This window comes from uncultured Oscillibacter sp., from assembly GCF_950073225.1.
Taxonomy (GTDB): Bacteria; Bacillota; Clostridia; order Oscillospirales; family Oscillospiraceae; genus Oscillibacter.
Window position 1 is genome coordinate 69,540 of the sequence record NZ_CATMPS010000009.1, and the last position, 14,006, is coordinate 83,545.

The following is a 14,006-nucleotide window of genomic DNA, read 5'->3' on the forward strand; positions in this document are numbered from 1 at the left end:
TATCACATCCTTACCCGCTTAGGATGGCTGAAATCTGGTGGAATGATACCTGATTTGATAGGAGGGGAATCATCCCAAAACCAACGCGAACACCAGCAGAACCGCCAGAAAGGCAACGTTGCTGAATGTGAACTGCCGGAAGTATGTACCCTTCATCCCGGGCTCCTCCCGTGCCACAAACTTGTAGGAAATCAGGCTTGCCATGGACGCAATCATCGTCCCCAGCCCGCCGAGATTGACGCCGATGATAAGCGGCGGGAAGTTCTCCGTAAACCCGGACAGTAGCAGCGCCGCCGGGACGTTGCTGATCACCTGGCTGGCCGCCGCGCCTGCCAGTAGCTCATGGCCGGAGACGATTTTTTGCAGGAACTCATAGAAGACTGGGAGCCTTCCCATGTTGCCGATGAACACGAAAAATCCCACGAAGGTTAGTAGCAGACTGTAATCCACCCGAGCAAAAATCGAACGGTCCAGAACCAGCAGCCCGGCGATGGTCAGCAAAAGAGCAAGGCCGTAGGGAATCACCCGCGCCACCGTCAGCAGGTCCAGGGCGAAGAGCACAAGATACCCGGCGAGTTGTGCCTTTTTGCGGTCAAGCCGGATTTCCTCACGAAACGAAACCTCGACAGGAACGTTGTACGCCCTGGACTGAACAATGCTCCAGAGCATAATCAGCAGAAACGAGACGCAGGCATAGGGCAGCATCAGCAGGAGAAAAGCGCCAAGAGACAGTCCCGCCTTGCCGTACAGATAGAGGTTCTGCGGATTCCCGATAGGGGTCAGCATACTGCCCAGGTTGGCGGCGATGGTTTGCAGAACGACGATAGGGATTGTCAGCCGTTTCCGAGCCTCCGGCCCAATCAGGTCCAAGACTGTAAAGGTAAAGGGCACAAAGGTAATCAGCGCCACGTCGTTTGTGACGGCCATGCTGGAGAAGAAGCAAAGCAGGACCAGAATCCATACTAGCTGCCGCGTCTTCCGCACCCTGGCCAGGAGCGCCTGTGCAATCCACTGAAAGACGCCTGTCTTTTGTAGCCCGGCCATAGCGCCCATCAGGCAGAACAAAATGGCCAGGGTCCGAAAATCAATATAGGATAGATATTCCGCATCCGGGCGGACCAAAAACATGGAAAGCGCCGCCAGCGCCAGGGCGGCACACAGGACGGTTTCCTGCTTGAAAAAGTGAATGAGTTTTTCTTTCATCTGGGTTCTCCTTGCTTTTCCTGACGTGTTAAAATGCACGCTTCCACCCGGTCCGCGATGATGTCCCGGTCCCGCTGGGGGTAATATTCCAAAAGCGGAATCAGGTCTTCCCGCAGTTCTCCCACCGTCAGCTTTGGCATGATCAACTGTGCTCCGTAGAGACTCCTGGCCGCGTTCATCTGCCGGGTGAATGTGGTGTTGAAGGGCCTGGCCCGCAGAGCGGAGAGCAGCGCGGGCGGCGCGATATCCATGGGGGACAGTTGGGTGTTGGACAATAAGCCCGCGCCGTTGTCAAAGATTGGACAATAGTCGTATTGACCGCCCTGTTCTATAACCGCGATATTGTTCAAGTGCCGGTCGTCGTTGCAGAACAGGGTGTCGATCTCAAAGAGCAGGGTCAGATATTGGGGAAAGCGCTCCAGGCCCGTGACATCCGCCGTAGCCTCCGCAAGATAGGCGATGCGCCTTTTGTCACTGGGAAGCCGCGTCAGCTTTTCCCGCAGAGGCCTTCCCAGGTGGCTGGACAGCAGACGGTTGACCGTGATGAGGGCCTGTCCGGGCCGTAAAAAGTTTTTGCTGGAGCAGCCTGTCCGCTCCCGCCCATGGACTTGCAGACGCTCCATATGATAGCGGACAAACGTAAAGGGTGTGTCGGTTTCAAGATTGCTCCGCTCCAGGAATAAGGAGACGGCGGCTTCCGACAGCGCCTCGTATCCGAATTGGTCCAGTTTGTACCAGCGGTTTAACGTCTGGTCGTACCATTTTTCCTGGTTTCCCTTTGAGGAGGTCTCCGCGATTTTTTCGTCCGTCACCAGCCGGATTGTCATTTCAGCACCTCCATGGTCAGCCATTGCTGGTCCTCCGCCATGCGTCCGCTGGTTTTTTCGATAATGGCAAGGGGGTCGTATTCCTCCAGCCCCAGGGCCTCCAAATACTCCCGCAGTCCGGCCCGTTGCCGTGGGATGCAGCGCTCCTCAAGGAACCGTTGGAAGTCCTCCCAGGCAGGGAGCGGGTTGTTTCCAAAGGCGGTTTTGACCAGGGGAACGGCTTGGTTTTCCACGGCCAATGTCTGTCCGGTAAAGTCCGCATAAATCGTAGAGCAGAGCGTATCCCCGTCATAGAGCCGCAGGACACGGACCTCATGGCACTTCGCTAACTGCTGTGCCGCAAATTCCGAACCGTCAAGGCGGCGGGACAGCGTGATGCTGGTCCCATCAAACGCCAGCTCCAGCTCCCGATGGTTCTCATCGAGCCCCATTGCCTCCACCCACGATGTGGGCAGGGTGACCTTGCAGGTCCTTGAGCCGCTGGAGGCGGTTCCCCCGGCGGAGCTGATATTCATTTTGGCGATACGCCGTTCCATGTTCTCACCTCGTTCCTATTGTAGTATATTCGGTACGAATAAGCAATGGTTAAAAGGGCACTATTATAGGGTAAAACAAATGCTGGTCAGGATTTCCTGACCAGCATTACGCTAATATTTACAATTCGATCTCCTGCTCCACTTCAGCGCCGCCCTTGAATATAATCAATAAGCGCCGCGAGTCCAAAACCCTCACGGTATCCAAGACTTGGCGGATAATCGTTTCGTTGTACTCCGTCAGTTGGAATGGCAAATGATACGTATTCTTTCGGCGCTCCTCTTCATATTGCTGCATATCAAATGCGTCAATATATTCGTCATACTCCGCGCGCTGCTTTACCAGTTCTCGGAATTGGGATTCGTGCGTTTTCCAATCTTTTCGTTCGGCGCACTGCATCAGCAATTCCACAAAAGAATGATCGATTCTCCTTTGAAGCTCCAAAAGATTCGCGTATAGTTCAGGCCAGCTCTTTGCGGGTGGGATAGATTCGACAGAGGACGATTCAAGCGAAGCCCTGTTGAAAGGGGCGAGCAGATATTCCGGACGATAGAGCTGATGGTTGATTGCAGTGATCAAGGCTTGCTGCAGGGGCTCCTCGTCTAATGTTGGGGAATGCTTACAGTATTTTTTGCCATGGTCAAGACGATTACAACAGCGCCAAACGGTACGAATTTTATTGCTCATATGCCACACACAGCGGCGATAGGGTGTACCGCATTCTCCACAAATGAGAATTCCTCTCAAGGCGTGTTTGCTGGAATATGTTTTGGGCCGTTCAGGAGAAGAACTTTCAATCGCGCCGACAGCCTCGCCGCGGCGTTCCAACTCCCTTTGCACCAAATCGAACATTTCATGGGATATAATAGCGGGATGACAGTTTTTTACGAGGTATCATGGAAGCTCACCCGCATTCCGGCATCGTCTCTTAGATATGGGATCTGTCGTATAAGTTTTTTGCAGAATATGGACAGTACGCATAAAGAACATTTCAGGAATATGGTAGGCAACCGCATGATGCAGTAGCGTTATGCGGTTGTCTGTCTGCTAACCCGGCTGTATTCCGGGGAAAAATCAATTTCGCCAATGAAATTGTAATGCACGTCAATCCGCTGGGTGCGATGGCCGCTGGACTTGTCCGGGGCGTGGACAACGATCTTTTCCACAAACTCGCGTAACAGGGCCGGGGTCAGCTCCGTCGGCGCGGTGTACTTCCGCACAATCTTCAGAAAGCTCTGCACATTGACGGCCTGGGTTTCAATCGTGTTTACAATAGCCTGCAATTCCTTTGCGGACTGCTTCAGTTCCTCCTGCTCTTTCTCGTAGCCCCCGGATAACTTTGCAAACCGCTCCGCGCTCAACGCCCCCGAAACACGATCTTCATAGAGCTGTTGAATGATACGGTCAAGCTCACTGATTCGCCGCTCCTGCTTTTCCAGCTTGCGCTTGGCCTGCTCCTGCTCTGCCCTCTGTACGGCGGTCTTGTTCTCCATCACGCGCCGCACAAACTCGTTCTCGTCCTCCTGGGCGTAGGCAACAACACGTTGGAGATTTTGGAGTACAAGCTGTTCTAAAACCACGGCCCGGATATAGTGGGCAGTACATTTCTTTCTTGACTGGTAGTTTGAGCAGATGTAACTCTCCTGCTCTTTCGTCAACGTGATACTGCGGTGGTGGTACAGCTTCGCGCCGCAGTCGGCACAATAGGCCAGAATTGTGAAATGTTGAGCAATTCCGCAACCTTTTGTCGGGATAAACGCATCTGCTTCCTTGCTGCCTTAACATCGGCCCCGAAAGGTTCAAAACCGGGACAATCTTGAATTTTAGCCATTTTGTATCATCCGCCTATATTCTATACTTTACATTCCCAAAGTGAAATAAAGTATAAGGAACAGACTCTACATTTTATTGTTTACATTATTGACTTGCTTTTATTCGCTTATCCGTATATAATCAAAGAAAAGTCGCATGGAGGGATGCAAGATGCTTGAATTTATTTCTGCCACGGAAGCGGCAAAGAAGTGGGGCATTTCAGAGAGACGGGTGCAAAAGCTATGTGAGGAAAACCGCATCCCTGGCGTTGCGAGGTTTAGCCGACTATGGCTGATACCACAGGATGCGGAAAAGCCCGTAGATAAGAGAAGAAAGGATAAGGTCTAATCCTATGTTTAATCTTCTGGTAGTTGAAGATGATGTGCTTCTTAGTGATATGATTAAGAAGCTGTTATCTCAAAATAATTATGAAGTAGTTTCCGCATATTCTGGAAGTGAAGCGCTTTTGATTATAGAAAAGAAACATTTTGATTTAATTCTTCTTGACTTGATGCTGCCCGGCCTTCCTGGGGAAACGGTGCTGGGGGAAATTAGAAAAAAAGCAGATACTCCTGTCATTGGCATATCCGCAAAAACGGATATTGACAGCCGGATAAATTTAATAAAAAATGGTGCGGACGATTACCTTGTGAAACCATTTGATAATGCAGAACTTCTTGTCCGTATAGAAGCGGTATTACGACGTTATCAAAAAAGCAAAATGTGCGATACTGTCCTGCGTTTCAAAGATTTGACTTTGAATACTGACACTTTGGAGGTGAAAATCAAGGATGTTCCAATTAGTCTGACTAAATATGAATATCTGATACTTCAATTACTCATGTCCGCCCCGCACAAAGTGTTCACTAAAAACAACATATTTGAAAGTGTTTGGAATGAAGAATTTTTAGGGGATGATAATGCAATCAATGTCCATATCAGTAATTTGCGCAAGAAGTTTATAAAGGCAAACCCGCAGGGACAGTATATACAAACGGTCTGGGGCCTGGGCTTCAAAATGCAGGAATAGCGAGGCAAGGCATGATACGAACAAACACAGTTTTAGAATTGAAAAACCTTTCTTATATTTTCCCAGACCATAAGGGCATAACGGATGTTTCTCTGAAAATAAAGCAGGGGGAGATTTATATGCTCTATGGGGGGCATGATGCGGGAAAAACTCTATTATTACAAATGTTGATAGGTACACTCATACCACAGATGGGAACAATCAAGCTGTTTGGAAATTCTAACTACTTGCAAGAAAAGCGCAGGATTGGGTATGTACCACAAGAACCGTATTGTTTGGGAAAAATGTCAGCCTTGGATATGCTACGCTATTTTGCGTTGTCGTATGGGGTGCTGGAAAAGGATTTTGACAAAGTGCTTGATTTGAGCCATGTTGAAAAAAAGCCAGCCTGCCATTTGCCTCTGTATATTCAGAAAAAGATAAATTTGGGGATAGCCTTATTAGGAAAACCCGATCTGATTTTATTGGATAATCCATTCAATGGACTTGATGCCCAGGAATGCGAACACCTTCTTTCCATTATTTCGGCGTTAAAGGAAGAACGGAATATGACCGTTTTGCTGACTGGGCAAGACTATGAGATAGCCTCTCGGGTTGTAGAAAAATATGGTATTCTTGCCGGTGGAAAACTAAAAGCTGAATTAACCCCTGATAAAATAAATGAAGAATGTAAGCGGTGCATCAAAATTAGAACACCACAAGTAGCGAGAGCAATTACAGTCATCCAAAAAGATTTTCCACAATATGAGGTCCTGGGGGATGACCTGATCAGAATATTTTGTTCCTCGTCCTATTCATCTAAAATAAACAGCAAATTAGTATCTTCTGGTATTGAGGTATGCGAAATTGGAATTACCGGAATGACCCCCAAAACATTTTTATCATCCTTAGCAGGAGGTGAGCCTTTAGGTGCTTCGGATTATTCAAGGTGAGTTATACCGCATTCGCAAAAATCGTTTATTTTTTATCTGCCTGTTGTTATCTACATTCTTCATGTTTGCATATGCTTTGACGTTCCATTATGACACAGTTAAAGCTGCTGGCCCGCAGGGAAATATACCTTCGCTGAACGGCTTTAGTGAGTTTCTGTTTTCAGATTATAGCTTACTAATACCAATAACCATCTTTCAACTGGTCTATTCAACAGAGGACTATCAAAAAGGAGTTCATGAAGTTCTATTTGCAAAAGGAATATCTCGAATTGATTTTTTCTTCGGAAAATTGTTTGCCTTATGGACAGCACTAATTTTTTACCTCATTTTTAGCTTTTTTATGGCGTATATCTTTATTTTTTTGATATGGATAAAACAGCCATACATTGAGGTTTCCTTTATTAAAATCATCGGTTATCTCGTGCTACAAATTTTGTGTTTTGTTGGCTATTCCTCGTTTTTGTGGTTATTGAGCTGTCTAATACCTTATCGCAATATCGTTTTAGTTGTAGTGTTTTTTCTCCTGGGGACATTGTACCTATATTTAACGAGAATAAGCGGAGCTTTAGATTTAGAGTATTCATTTTATAAGTATTGGATTGTAGGGTTATCCGATGAAATGGGAATTGACGTATATATGAACCAATTACCGACTATTTTGATTACTGACGCAATATATATATTTTTCCCGGTAGGGGCGGCATATTGGATTTTTCAGAAAGCAAATTTACGGAAACACGAAAGCAGGTGATCCTATGGGGCCGCTTTGTATAGTCCTATTTATATGCTGTTTGGGATTTCTTATAAAAATAGGTATTCTAAAAAGGCAAATCAATCATATTAAAGTTCAGATTGACTTCCTTTTCAGCCGGGATACACAGTCAGAAATTGGATTAGAACGGATTGACAAAAGCACAGAGCATTTAGCTGAAAGCATCAATCGTCTTTTGGAAAAATATCGCGAAACAGGCCAACAAATCAAGAAGAATAACGATGTATTTAGGGATACGATCACAAGTCTTTCACATGATTTAAGAACACCTCTTGCAACGGCAAATGGATATGTTCAATTACTTATGGAGCAAGAGCTATCGCCGGAGCAAAAGGAGTATGTCGAAATTGCCCAAGAGAGGATTAGTGCTGTAAAAGTCCTGCTCGACCAACTGTTTGAATTTGCAAGAATTGAAGCAAACGAATTGAAGCTCACACAGCAGCGGACAGATATAAATAGCTGTCTGCGTGATGTCCTTGCGATGTACTATAACGATTTTGAACAAAAGAACTCTACGCCAGATGTTCATATTCCAGATACCCCGTTTATCGTGTGGGCCGACAAAGAAGCCATATGCCGCGTGTTCTCAAATATCATCTACAATGCTCTGATACACGGTGACAGTGAATATAAAATCACTTCTGCCCGCATTGAAAAGACTTATCAAGTAATTGTATCAAACCGTTCTGAAACGATTTGTGAGGAAGATATTCCTTATCTGTTCGACCGCTTTTATACAACAGATCAGTCACGAAGCAAAAAGACAACCGGTTTAGGACTGGCAATCGCTAAAAAGTTGACAGCAAAGATGGGCGGGAGAATATCGGCAAAGCTGAATGAAAAAAACTTTGAAATACAAATTGTGTTCCCTGCAAGTTAAGAGCTGCTTCGGCAGCTCTTTTTCTATCCTTAACCTTTCCTTAGACTTTTCATAGAGAAATCCTATCCCCTTCTGATACTATGTGAGGCAAGGAGGTGAATTACATGGTTTCAATGATTGCTTTGATTGTTTCTATGGTCGCCCTTGCCGTCGGCTTTTTAATAGCTATCAACGGCATTCTAAGCGATGGATTAAAGGGGCTGCGGCAAAAGGGAAAACCAATCATAGCTGCTCTTATTGTTTATGCAATATGTTTTTTGATTTTCCTTTTTACACAGTGATGGAGGCATATGATGTTACAGATTAAAAATGTCAATTTGAATGTAAGCGGAGTTGCTTTGCTTCACAACATCAGTATTGAACTGGAGTTGGGAAAAATCTATGGTATCCTTGGGCCTAACGGTGCAGGTAAAACAACATTGTTCAAGTCAATGCTCGGGTTAACCGATTATACGGGGGAAATTCTTTCCGAAAGCCAGCCTGTTTCCAGTCAACTGTTTGGAAGCCTGATTGAGTACCCTGCCTTTTATCCAAAACTGACGGTAGCGGAAAATTTGTGGTTACACGCCCGGTACTTGAAAATCAATAATCCCGACATCAAGACAGCACTGGAGCAGGTAAATCTATGGGAAGCAAGAAGCAAACTTTTTTCGCAGCTTTCCCTTGGTATGCGTCAACGGCTGGGAATTGCACGCGCATTTTTGGGGAATGTAAAATATCTGCTGCTGGACGAACCAACAAACGGCCTTGACCCTATGGGAATAAAAGAAATCCGGCTTCTTTTGAAAGAGCGGCTAAAATCACCCAATCACTGTATTTTGGTGTCGAGCCATAACCTTACAGAGATTGCGGCAATCACCGATTGTTTGATATTTATTAAGAACGGACGCATCGTGAAGGTTTTGGAGAACAGCTATAACGAGCAGGAATTGGAAGCTCTCTATGAAACGATCATGACTTCCAGCAAGGAGGGCCTCGAATGATTACACTGATAAGGAATGAATTTTACAAGCAAAAGCGGGAATGGTCTTTTCTGTTCCTTCTGCTGCTCTCTTTGCTTCCAGTGCTGACAGGAGGGGCTGGGGCCATTTTCAATAACAGCACCAAAACCCTGGCTGATCTGTTCTTTTTTATGAACAATCAGTTTGCAATGTTTTTTCCTATGGTGCTGTTTATCCTTGTTGGTTTTTTGTTTTATCAAGAGTACAAAAACAAGACCTATATCAACTGGATAACTTATGGCTATTCAAAACGTAAGCTATTCCTTACCAAAGTTTCTGTTGCCTTAATAATCGGTGTTTTATTTGCGGCGATACTTCTGCTTTTATTTATTTGTCTGATTTTTGCTTTGAAGGTAACAGGAAAAGTCTCCGCAGATATTCCTGAACTTTTAACGGTAAGCGTTGGCTTTTTACTGGAGGCAGCCATAATAATACCAGTAACCGTTTGTGCAGGAGCAATTATCATCAATTTAAGCAGGAACATTATCATATCAAGTGTAATTGGTGTGATATACGGGTTTGCATCCTGCTTTTTCATCGGTTCAGAGATTGGCTTTGTTGTCCCCAACGGATTTGCGTATAGGGTTGCAATGTACTTTTCAGATAGAACGTCGTACTATGATAATCCTATTCGAGCTACAATAGGCGGCTGTGTTATTTCGCTGCTCATATTTGCTATCCTTCTGTCTGTTGGCGTAATACTTTTTACACATAAAAGAAAAATAGAAAGTTAGTCTGCCGCACGACGGCAAAAGAAAAAAAGCCGTCGTACAGCAAAACTTGTCACGCCTGAAACGGCGGCTTTAACCAAAGCCGCCGTTTCTTTTTCCCTCTAAACGAATGACGCGGTTTCACGAATAAAAGCGGCGGCTAAAGGAGGCAGCCGCTATGAAGTGCATCTATATTCGACAATATCAGACAAATTTTGAACTGCCAAAAAAAGCGCAATCCCCTCCCGGAAGTATTGTAACTATAAATATCAACTATACGGTGCAGAAGCAAACTTTTATACTTCTCAAATCGTCTGGTGGGCCTATGACCTGCCAGACGGTTTTTGTCGTTTTCTGCCGCTTCCCATTCAGTCCGAAAAAATTTTTTCAAATCCCGCTATTCCTTGGGCAAAACGGCCTAATCACTTCGCTCTGTTAGCGGAAAGGGAGAAAACCACCACCATCCCCCAACGAAAGGGGGTGAGAAGATGGGAACTATCCCCCGCTTTAGCGGGCCAGGCCAGTTTGACCGCTATTGCAAGTTGGTACTGGAACACGAAGCCATTGACTATCTGCGGAAAATGAGCAGCCTGCGCGACCGCTATATATCGTTGAACACCCTGCCGCAGAAAGAAATGGACAGGCTCTCCGCAGTAGACCGCTATCCCAGCGACAGCTATATTTTTTCGTCGCATGGATGTGATTTGCTGATCGAGAACGAACTCGTGGCCGACGCCTTTGCCGGGCTGACAGAGCAGGAGCAAAGTATTTTGATACTGCACTGCATCCTCCATTTGTCAGATGCAAAAATTGGCCAGATCGTGGGACTATGCCGCAACACTGTCCAACGACACAGAAACAAAGCCCTGGAAAAATTGCGGAACAAGTTGGCGGCGTTGATGCCGAAAGGAGGTTAGCGCAAATGGTAAACCCCAACAAAGGCCGGGCGCTTCTCCCCATGCCGGTGATCGAAGCCGCCCGCGCCGGGGACGCCGAGGCCGTGGAACAGGTTTTGCGGTACTACGAGGGCTACATAAACAAGCTCTGTACCCGGACACTGTATGACAAGTACGGCTATCCTCATGAGTGCGTGGACGAACACATGAAGCACTTGCTGGAAATCAAGCTCATCCACGCTATTGTCGCCATGAACTGACGGCAACCGGCCCGGCAGGGCAGGCGGAACACCTTACCCTTTCCGTGTTCCCCTGCTTCCGGCCCGGCGCTGTACCTTGACAAAGAAAGCCCGCAAGATAACGGCGGCGCAGCATAGGGCAACGGACACATTCTGTATGCGCCGCGTCGGTGGGCGCGCCATGACCTCGTCGGAGCAAGCTACGTATCTTTCGCTTCCACGCAAGCGTGAAAGCTCAATCACTACGCTGCGCCTCCTCTCCCCTAAAAGTCAAACGACTTTTAGGGGAACCCCAACGGGAGAGCGAGAACCGCCTATACCGAAAGCCGGCAGCTTATAATCAGCGGCGCATATGCTAACGATACTCCCTTACAGCCACAGTCCGAGCGTTCAAAGCGTCGCAGGCAATGGGTAGGGCCGCGTGAGAACCACGCGGGGGTGAAAGTCCCGTGGTGCTGGTTGCCGCCAGCCGTCCGATTTATGCCCCTTTATCAGAATAGCGGACAGGCCGCTATTTCATAAGTCAAACAATTCATTTGCGAAAGGGGGAAGTCCTTTGCCGCAAAATCATATCAGCGCCACAACGACGCATAAAATTGGTAAAACGACTTATTTTGTCTGTGCATCGGCCAGCGAGAAAGCGACCGACACCATAGACAAGAAAATCAAGAAACTTATCCGCAAGGATATGGAGCAGAACGCCGGAAGCGTCCAGAAATAGGGCGCTCTTTTTATATTTTTTGAGCTGACAAGGACAGCGGTTGATGGTATAATGTAATCAGTACATATATCATGCTTGTCTGCTGTCGGAAAGGAGGAACAATGTTACAGGCAGACAAGATAACCGCTTTATATTGCCGGTTAAGTCAAGAGGATATGCAGGCAGGCGAGAGCGAGAGCATCCAAAATCAAAAGTTGATCTTACAACGGTATGCGGATGAACATTTCTTCTTGAATACCCGCTTTTTCGTTGATGATGGCTTCTCCGGGGTGAGCTTCGAGCGTGAGGGGCTGCAAGCCATGCTGCGCGAGGTTGAGGCCGGGAACGTGGCAACGGTCATAACGAAAGACCTTTCCCGCCTGGGCCGGAACTACCTGAAAACCGGGGAGCTTATCGAAATCATTTTCCCGGAATATGAGGTGCGCTATATCGCCATCAACGACGGCGTGGACACGGCAAGGGAAGATAACGAGTTTACCCCCCTGCGGAATTGGTTTAATGAGTTTTACGCCCGCGATACTTCCAAGAAAATCCGGGCGGTGAAGCAGGCCAAAGCCCAGCGGGGCGAACGTGTCAACGGAGAAGTCCCCTATGGGTATATCGCAGACCCGAACGACCGCAATCACCTTATCCCCGACCCGGAAACGGCCCATGTTGTCAGGCAGATTTTCGCCATGTATGTGCGGGGCGACCGTATGTGTGAAATTCAAAACTGGCTGCGGGACAACGAGATTTTGACTGTTGGAGAACTCCGCTACCGCCGAACAGGAAGAACACAGCATCCACGTCCTCAACAAAACGCATGGTATAACTGGCCGGACAAAACACTGTATGACATTCTCACCCGGCAGGAGTATTTAGGCCACACCATCACGGCGAAAACCTACAAGGTGTCCTATAAGTCCAAAAAGACACGGAAAAATGCGGAGGACAAGCGGTATTTCTTCCCCAACACGCATGAACCGCTGATTGACGAGGAAACTTTTGCCCTTGCTCAAAAGCGTATCGCCACTCGCCACCGCCCTACCAAGTCTGATGAAATCGACCTGTTTTCCGGGCTGCTGTTCTGCGGGGATTGCGGCTATAAAATGTATCTCCAAAAGGGAGCCGGAACGCCGGAGCGGAAACACGCTTACACCTGCGGCAACTACCGCAACCGGGCCAGAAATGATTTTCTTTGCACGACGCACTACATCCGAAAAAGTGTGCTGAAAGAACTTGTTCGGGCCGATTTGCAGCGTGTCATGTCCTATGTGAAAGGGCATGAGCAGGAGTTTATTCGTACCGCGACCGAGTGCAGCGAACAGGCCATGAAAAAGGCGCTGGGCCACCAGCGCAAAGAGCTTGATAAGGTGGAAGCCCGGCTGGGCGAGATCAACCTTTTATTCCACAAACTGTATGAGGACAACGCATTGGGCCGGTTATCGAATGAGCAGTTTGTGTTTCTGACCTCCGGCTATGAAGAAGAAAAACGGGAGCTGACAAAGCGGGCCGCGGAGTTGAAAAAGGAGATCAACACCGCCGCCGAGCACAGCGCCGATGTGAAAAGGTTTGTCGCCCTGGTACGCCGGTACACGGAGATCAGCGAATTGACCTATGAGAATGTCCATGAGTTTATCGACCGTATTTTGGTCTACGAATTGGACAAGGACACCAACACCCGCAAAATCGAAATCTTTTACAGCTTCGTGGGCAAGGTAGACACCGGCGAACAGCCCACGGAAAGCGTTTCTTATTTCAGGCAGATCGGCGCTGATGTCAAAAGCGTTGTCGTTTAGGGCCGAAAGCAAAATGCTGGGGCAAGATAGCGTACCATTCAAAAATGGTTACGTTATCTCACCCCAGCAAAATTTGTACCCGAAAATCCGTCATCTTTATAAATCTGATAACGGGAAATATCATGGTCTTTGCAGTATTTGGTGAGGATTTCGATTTGGTGCTGGATGCTGTTGCTGTCCCCCTCGTTCTCGTCGTCGCGGGAGAGCCGGACATAAAGGGCTGTCCATTTTTCGCCCTGGTTATTGTACTGCCTGTTCATCATAGCCTCCAATCCGGCAGTCACCATTTCTTGTCCTTGTGACACTTATATTATACTAAATGTCAAGGAAAACGTCAAATTTTCGACAAGTTTTTACTGCTTTTTCCGCTTGGTTTCCTTGTCAAGTAAACGCTTTATTTTTTCTGAAACGGTGACACCCTGGGGGGCAAAATACCCGCCTACTATGTAGGTCGTATTGCCGATCTTAATCTCCGTCTTTATTCCCGGCTGTGCCGTTCGGATTGCATTTGCCATTTGTCAAGCACACTCCTTTGTGAAATGCGTCTCAATTTGAGCAATGCCATTAAGTTAACCAGAAGTTACCAAAAAGAGAGTTGCGCGGCAGGCAGGGGCGTCAACGCGCGGGGACATACACAGGAGAAATGCGGTTGCCGGCAACCACGGGTCTGG

General features: G+C 47.3%; 20 protein-coding genes and 1 pseudogene. 13 read left to right on the top strand and 8 right to left on the bottom strand.

Annotation, left to right across the window (positions count from 1 at the left end; translation table 11 throughout):
* Nucleotides 1-69: 69 nt before the first annotated feature.
* The 6 genes and pseudogenes from Q1M04_RS06900 to Q1M04_RS06925 all read right to left on the bottom strand — a co-directional run.
* Nucleotides 70-1,203: an SLC13 family permease gene (locus Q1M04_RS06900; protein ID WP_300345948.1), complete on the bottom strand. Its 1,134-nt coding sequence runs from the start codon at nt 1,201-1,203 to the stop codon at nt 70-72.
* Entirely contained in the window at nt 1,200-2,030 is an 831-nt protein-coding gene (locus Q1M04_RS06905; protein ID WP_300345949.1) for a hypothetical protein, read from the bottom strand. The genes Q1M04_RS06900 and Q1M04_RS06905 overlap by 4 nt, the downstream gene beginning before the upstream one ends.
* Nucleotides 2,027-2,566: a hypothetical protein gene (locus tag Q1M04_RS06910; RefSeq protein WP_300345950.1), complete on the bottom strand. Its 540-nt coding sequence runs from the start codon at nt 2,564-2,566 to the stop codon at nt 2,027-2,029. The genes Q1M04_RS06905 and Q1M04_RS06910 overlap by 4 nt, the downstream gene beginning before the upstream one ends.
* Before the next feature lie 118 nt (nt 2,567-2,684).
* Entirely contained in the window at nt 2,685-3,392 is a 708-nt protein-coding gene (locus Q1M04_RS06915) for a zinc ribbon domain-containing protein (RefSeq protein ID WP_300345951.1), read from the bottom strand.
* 200 nt (nt 3,393-3,592) lie between these two features.
* Nucleotides 3,593-4,318: a DUF4368 domain-containing protein gene (locus Q1M04_RS06920; protein WP_366140811.1), complete on the bottom strand. Its 726-nt coding sequence runs from the start codon at nt 4,316-4,318 to the stop codon at nt 3,593-3,595.
* Nucleotides 4,285-4,395 (bottom strand): annotated as a pseudogene (locus tag Q1M04_RS06925) (XRE family transcriptional regulator); the annotation flags it as partial. The pseudogene Q1M04_RS06925 and the gene Q1M04_RS06920, both read right to left, overlap by 34 nt.
* Nucleotides 4,396-4,547: 152 nt before the next feature.
* Here Q1M04_RS06925 and Q1M04_RS06930 point away from each other — a divergent pair.
* The 13 genes from Q1M04_RS06930 (at nt 4,548) to Q1M04_RS06990 (ending at nt 13,335) form a co-directional block, all read left to right on the top strand.
* Complete coding sequence (locus Q1M04_RS06930) at nt 4,548-4,724, top strand: helix-turn-helix domain-containing protein (RefSeq protein ID WP_300447030.1); 177 nt, start codon at nt 4,548-4,550, stop codon at nt 4,722-4,724.
* Between the two features lie 4 nt (nt 4,725-4,728).
* Nucleotides 4,729-5,406 carry a response regulator transcription factor gene (locus Q1M04_RS06935; protein WP_300447032.1) on the top strand — a complete coding sequence of 226 codons (678 nt, stop codon included), beginning with the start codon at nt 4,729-4,731 and terminating at the stop codon, nt 5,404-5,406.
* 11 nt (nt 5,407-5,417) lie between these two features.
* A complete protein-coding gene (locus Q1M04_RS06940) occupies nt 5,418-6,338 on the top strand; it encodes an ABC transporter ATP-binding protein (protein ID WP_300447034.1) in 921 nt (306 codons plus the stop codon).
* Nucleotides 6,316-7,089, top strand: a complete 774-nt coding sequence (locus tag Q1M04_RS06945; protein ID WP_300447037.1) for an ABC transporter permease — start codon at nt 6,316-6,318, stop codon at nt 7,087-7,089. Before Q1M04_RS06940 ends, Q1M04_RS06945 begins: the two co-directional genes overlap by 23 nt.
* Before the next feature lie 4 nt (nt 7,090-7,093).
* Nucleotides 7,094-7,990 carry a HAMP domain-containing sensor histidine kinase gene (locus Q1M04_RS06950; RefSeq protein ID WP_300447040.1) on the top strand — a complete coding sequence of 299 codons (897 nt, stop codon included), beginning with the start codon at nt 7,094-7,096 and terminating at the stop codon, nt 7,988-7,990.
* A gap of 104 nt (nt 7,991-8,094) precedes the next feature.
* On the top strand, nt 8,095-8,271 hold the full coding sequence (locus tag Q1M04_RS06955) for a receptor (protein ID WP_300447043.1): 177 nt from the start codon (nt 8,095-8,097) through the stop codon (nt 8,269-8,271).
* Nucleotides 8,272-8,283: 12 nt separating this feature from the next.
* Nucleotides 8,284-8,973, top strand: coding sequence for an ABC transporter ATP-binding protein (locus Q1M04_RS06960; protein WP_300447046.1), 690 nt, complete (start codon nt 8,284-8,286; stop codon nt 8,971-8,973).
* Nucleotides 8,970-9,725 carry an ABC transporter permease gene (locus Q1M04_RS06965; RefSeq protein WP_300447048.1) on the top strand — a complete coding sequence of 252 codons (756 nt, stop codon included), beginning with the start codon at nt 8,970-8,972 and terminating at the stop codon, nt 9,723-9,725. The genes Q1M04_RS06960 and Q1M04_RS06965 overlap by 4 nt, the downstream gene beginning before the upstream one ends.
* Nucleotides 9,726-9,879: 154 nt before the next feature.
* Nucleotides 9,880-10,140 carry a hypothetical protein gene (locus Q1M04_RS06970; protein ID WP_300447051.1) on the top strand — a complete coding sequence of 87 codons (261 nt, stop codon included), beginning with the start codon at nt 9,880-9,882 and terminating at the stop codon, nt 10,138-10,140.
* Nucleotides 10,141-10,189: 49 nt separating this feature from the next.
* Nucleotides 10,190-10,618, top strand: coding sequence for a sigma-70 family RNA polymerase sigma factor (locus Q1M04_RS06975; RefSeq protein WP_300447054.1), 429 nt, complete (start codon nt 10,190-10,192; stop codon nt 10,616-10,618).
* A 5-nt stretch (nt 10,619-10,623) separates the two neighbouring features.
* Nucleotides 10,624-10,857, top strand: coding sequence for a helix-turn-helix domain-containing protein (locus Q1M04_RS06980; protein ID WP_300447056.1), 234 nt, complete (start codon nt 10,624-10,626; stop codon nt 10,855-10,857).
* Between the two features lie 535 nt (nt 10,858-11,392).
* The gene (locus tag Q1M04_RS06985) at nt 11,393-11,557 is read left to right on the top strand and encodes a transposon-encoded TnpW family protein (protein ID WP_300447059.1); all 165 of its coding nucleotides are present in this window, start codon (nt 11,393-11,395) and stop codon (nt 11,555-11,557) included.
* Nucleotides 11,558-11,658: 101 nt separating this feature from the next.
* Nucleotides 11,659-13,335, top strand: a complete 1,677-nt coding sequence (locus Q1M04_RS06990; protein WP_300447062.1) for a recombinase family protein — start codon at nt 11,659-11,661, stop codon at nt 13,333-13,335.
* 53 nt (nt 13,336-13,388) lie between these two features.
* Here Q1M04_RS06990 and Q1M04_RS06995 read toward each other — a convergent pair whose 3' ends face one another.
* Both Q1M04_RS06995 and Q1M04_RS07000 read right to left on the bottom strand, forming a co-directional pair.
* On the bottom strand, nt 13,389-13,595 hold the full coding sequence (locus Q1M04_RS06995; protein ID WP_300447065.1) for a recombinase family protein: 207 nt from the start codon (nt 13,593-13,595) through the stop codon (nt 13,389-13,391).
* A 93-nt stretch (nt 13,596-13,688) separates the two neighbouring features.
* Nucleotides 13,689-13,850: a hypothetical protein gene (locus tag Q1M04_RS07000; RefSeq protein WP_023347536.1), complete on the bottom strand. Its 162-nt coding sequence runs from the start codon at nt 13,848-13,850 to the stop codon at nt 13,689-13,691.
* Nucleotides 13,851-14,006 lie beyond the last annotated feature (156 nt).

Excerpts from the sequence above, each read along its gene's own strand:
- Q1M04_RS06900 (WP_300345948.1), bottom strand. The coding sequence starts at position 1,203 with ATGAAAGAAAAACTCATTCACTTTTTCAAGCAGGAAACCGTCCTGTGT.
- Q1M04_RS07000 (WP_023347536.1), bottom strand. The coding sequence starts at position 13,850 with ATGGCAAATGCAATCCGAACGGCACAGCCGGGAATAAAGACGGAGATT.
- Q1M04_RS06905 (WP_300345949.1), bottom strand. The coding sequence starts at position 2,030 with ATGACAATCCGGCTGGTGACGGACGAAAAAATCGCGGAGACCTCCTCA.
- Q1M04_RS06940 (WP_300447034.1), top strand. The coding sequence starts at position 5,418 with ATGATACGAACAAACACAGTTTTAGAATTGAAAAACCTTTCTTATATT.
- Q1M04_RS06930 (WP_300447030.1), top strand. The coding sequence starts at position 4,548 with ATGCTTGAATTTATTTCTGCCACGGAAGCGGCAAAGAAGTGGGGCATT.
- Q1M04_RS06960 (WP_300447046.1), top strand. The coding sequence starts at position 8,284 with ATGTTACAGATTAAAAATGTCAATTTGAATGTAAGCGGAGTTGCTTTG.
- Q1M04_RS06995 (WP_300447065.1), bottom strand. The coding sequence starts at position 13,595 with ATGAACAGGCAGTACAATAACCAGGGCGAAAAATGGACAGCCCTTTAT.
- Q1M04_RS06980 (WP_300447056.1), top strand. The coding sequence starts at position 10,624 with ATGGTAAACCCCAACAAAGGCCGGGCGCTTCTCCCCATGCCGGTGATC.
- Q1M04_RS06910 (WP_300345950.1), bottom strand. The coding sequence starts at position 2,566 with ATGGAACGGCGTATCGCCAAAATGAATATCAGCTCCGCCGGGGGAACC.
- Q1M04_RS06975 (WP_300447054.1), top strand. The coding sequence starts at position 10,190 with ATGGGAACTATCCCCCGCTTTAGCGGGCCAGGCCAGTTTGACCGCTAT.
- Q1M04_RS06970 (WP_300447051.1), top strand. The coding sequence starts at position 9,880 with ATGAAGTGCATCTATATTCGACAATATCAGACAAATTTTGAACTGCCA.
- Q1M04_RS06935 (WP_300447032.1), top strand. The coding sequence starts at position 4,729 with ATGTTTAATCTTCTGGTAGTTGAAGATGATGTGCTTCTTAGTGATATG.
- Q1M04_RS06955 (WP_300447043.1), top strand. The coding sequence starts at position 8,095 with ATGGTTTCAATGATTGCTTTGATTGTTTCTATGGTCGCCCTTGCCGTC.
- Q1M04_RS06990 (WP_300447062.1), top strand. The coding sequence starts at position 11,659 with ATGTTACAGGCAGACAAGATAACCGCTTTATATTGCCGGTTAAGTCAA.
- Q1M04_RS06950 (WP_300447040.1), top strand. The coding sequence starts at position 7,094 with ATGGGGCCGCTTTGTATAGTCCTATTTATATGCTGTTTGGGATTTCTT.
- Q1M04_RS06965 (WP_300447048.1), top strand. The coding sequence starts at position 8,970 with ATGATTACACTGATAAGGAATGAATTTTACAAGCAAAAGCGGGAATGG.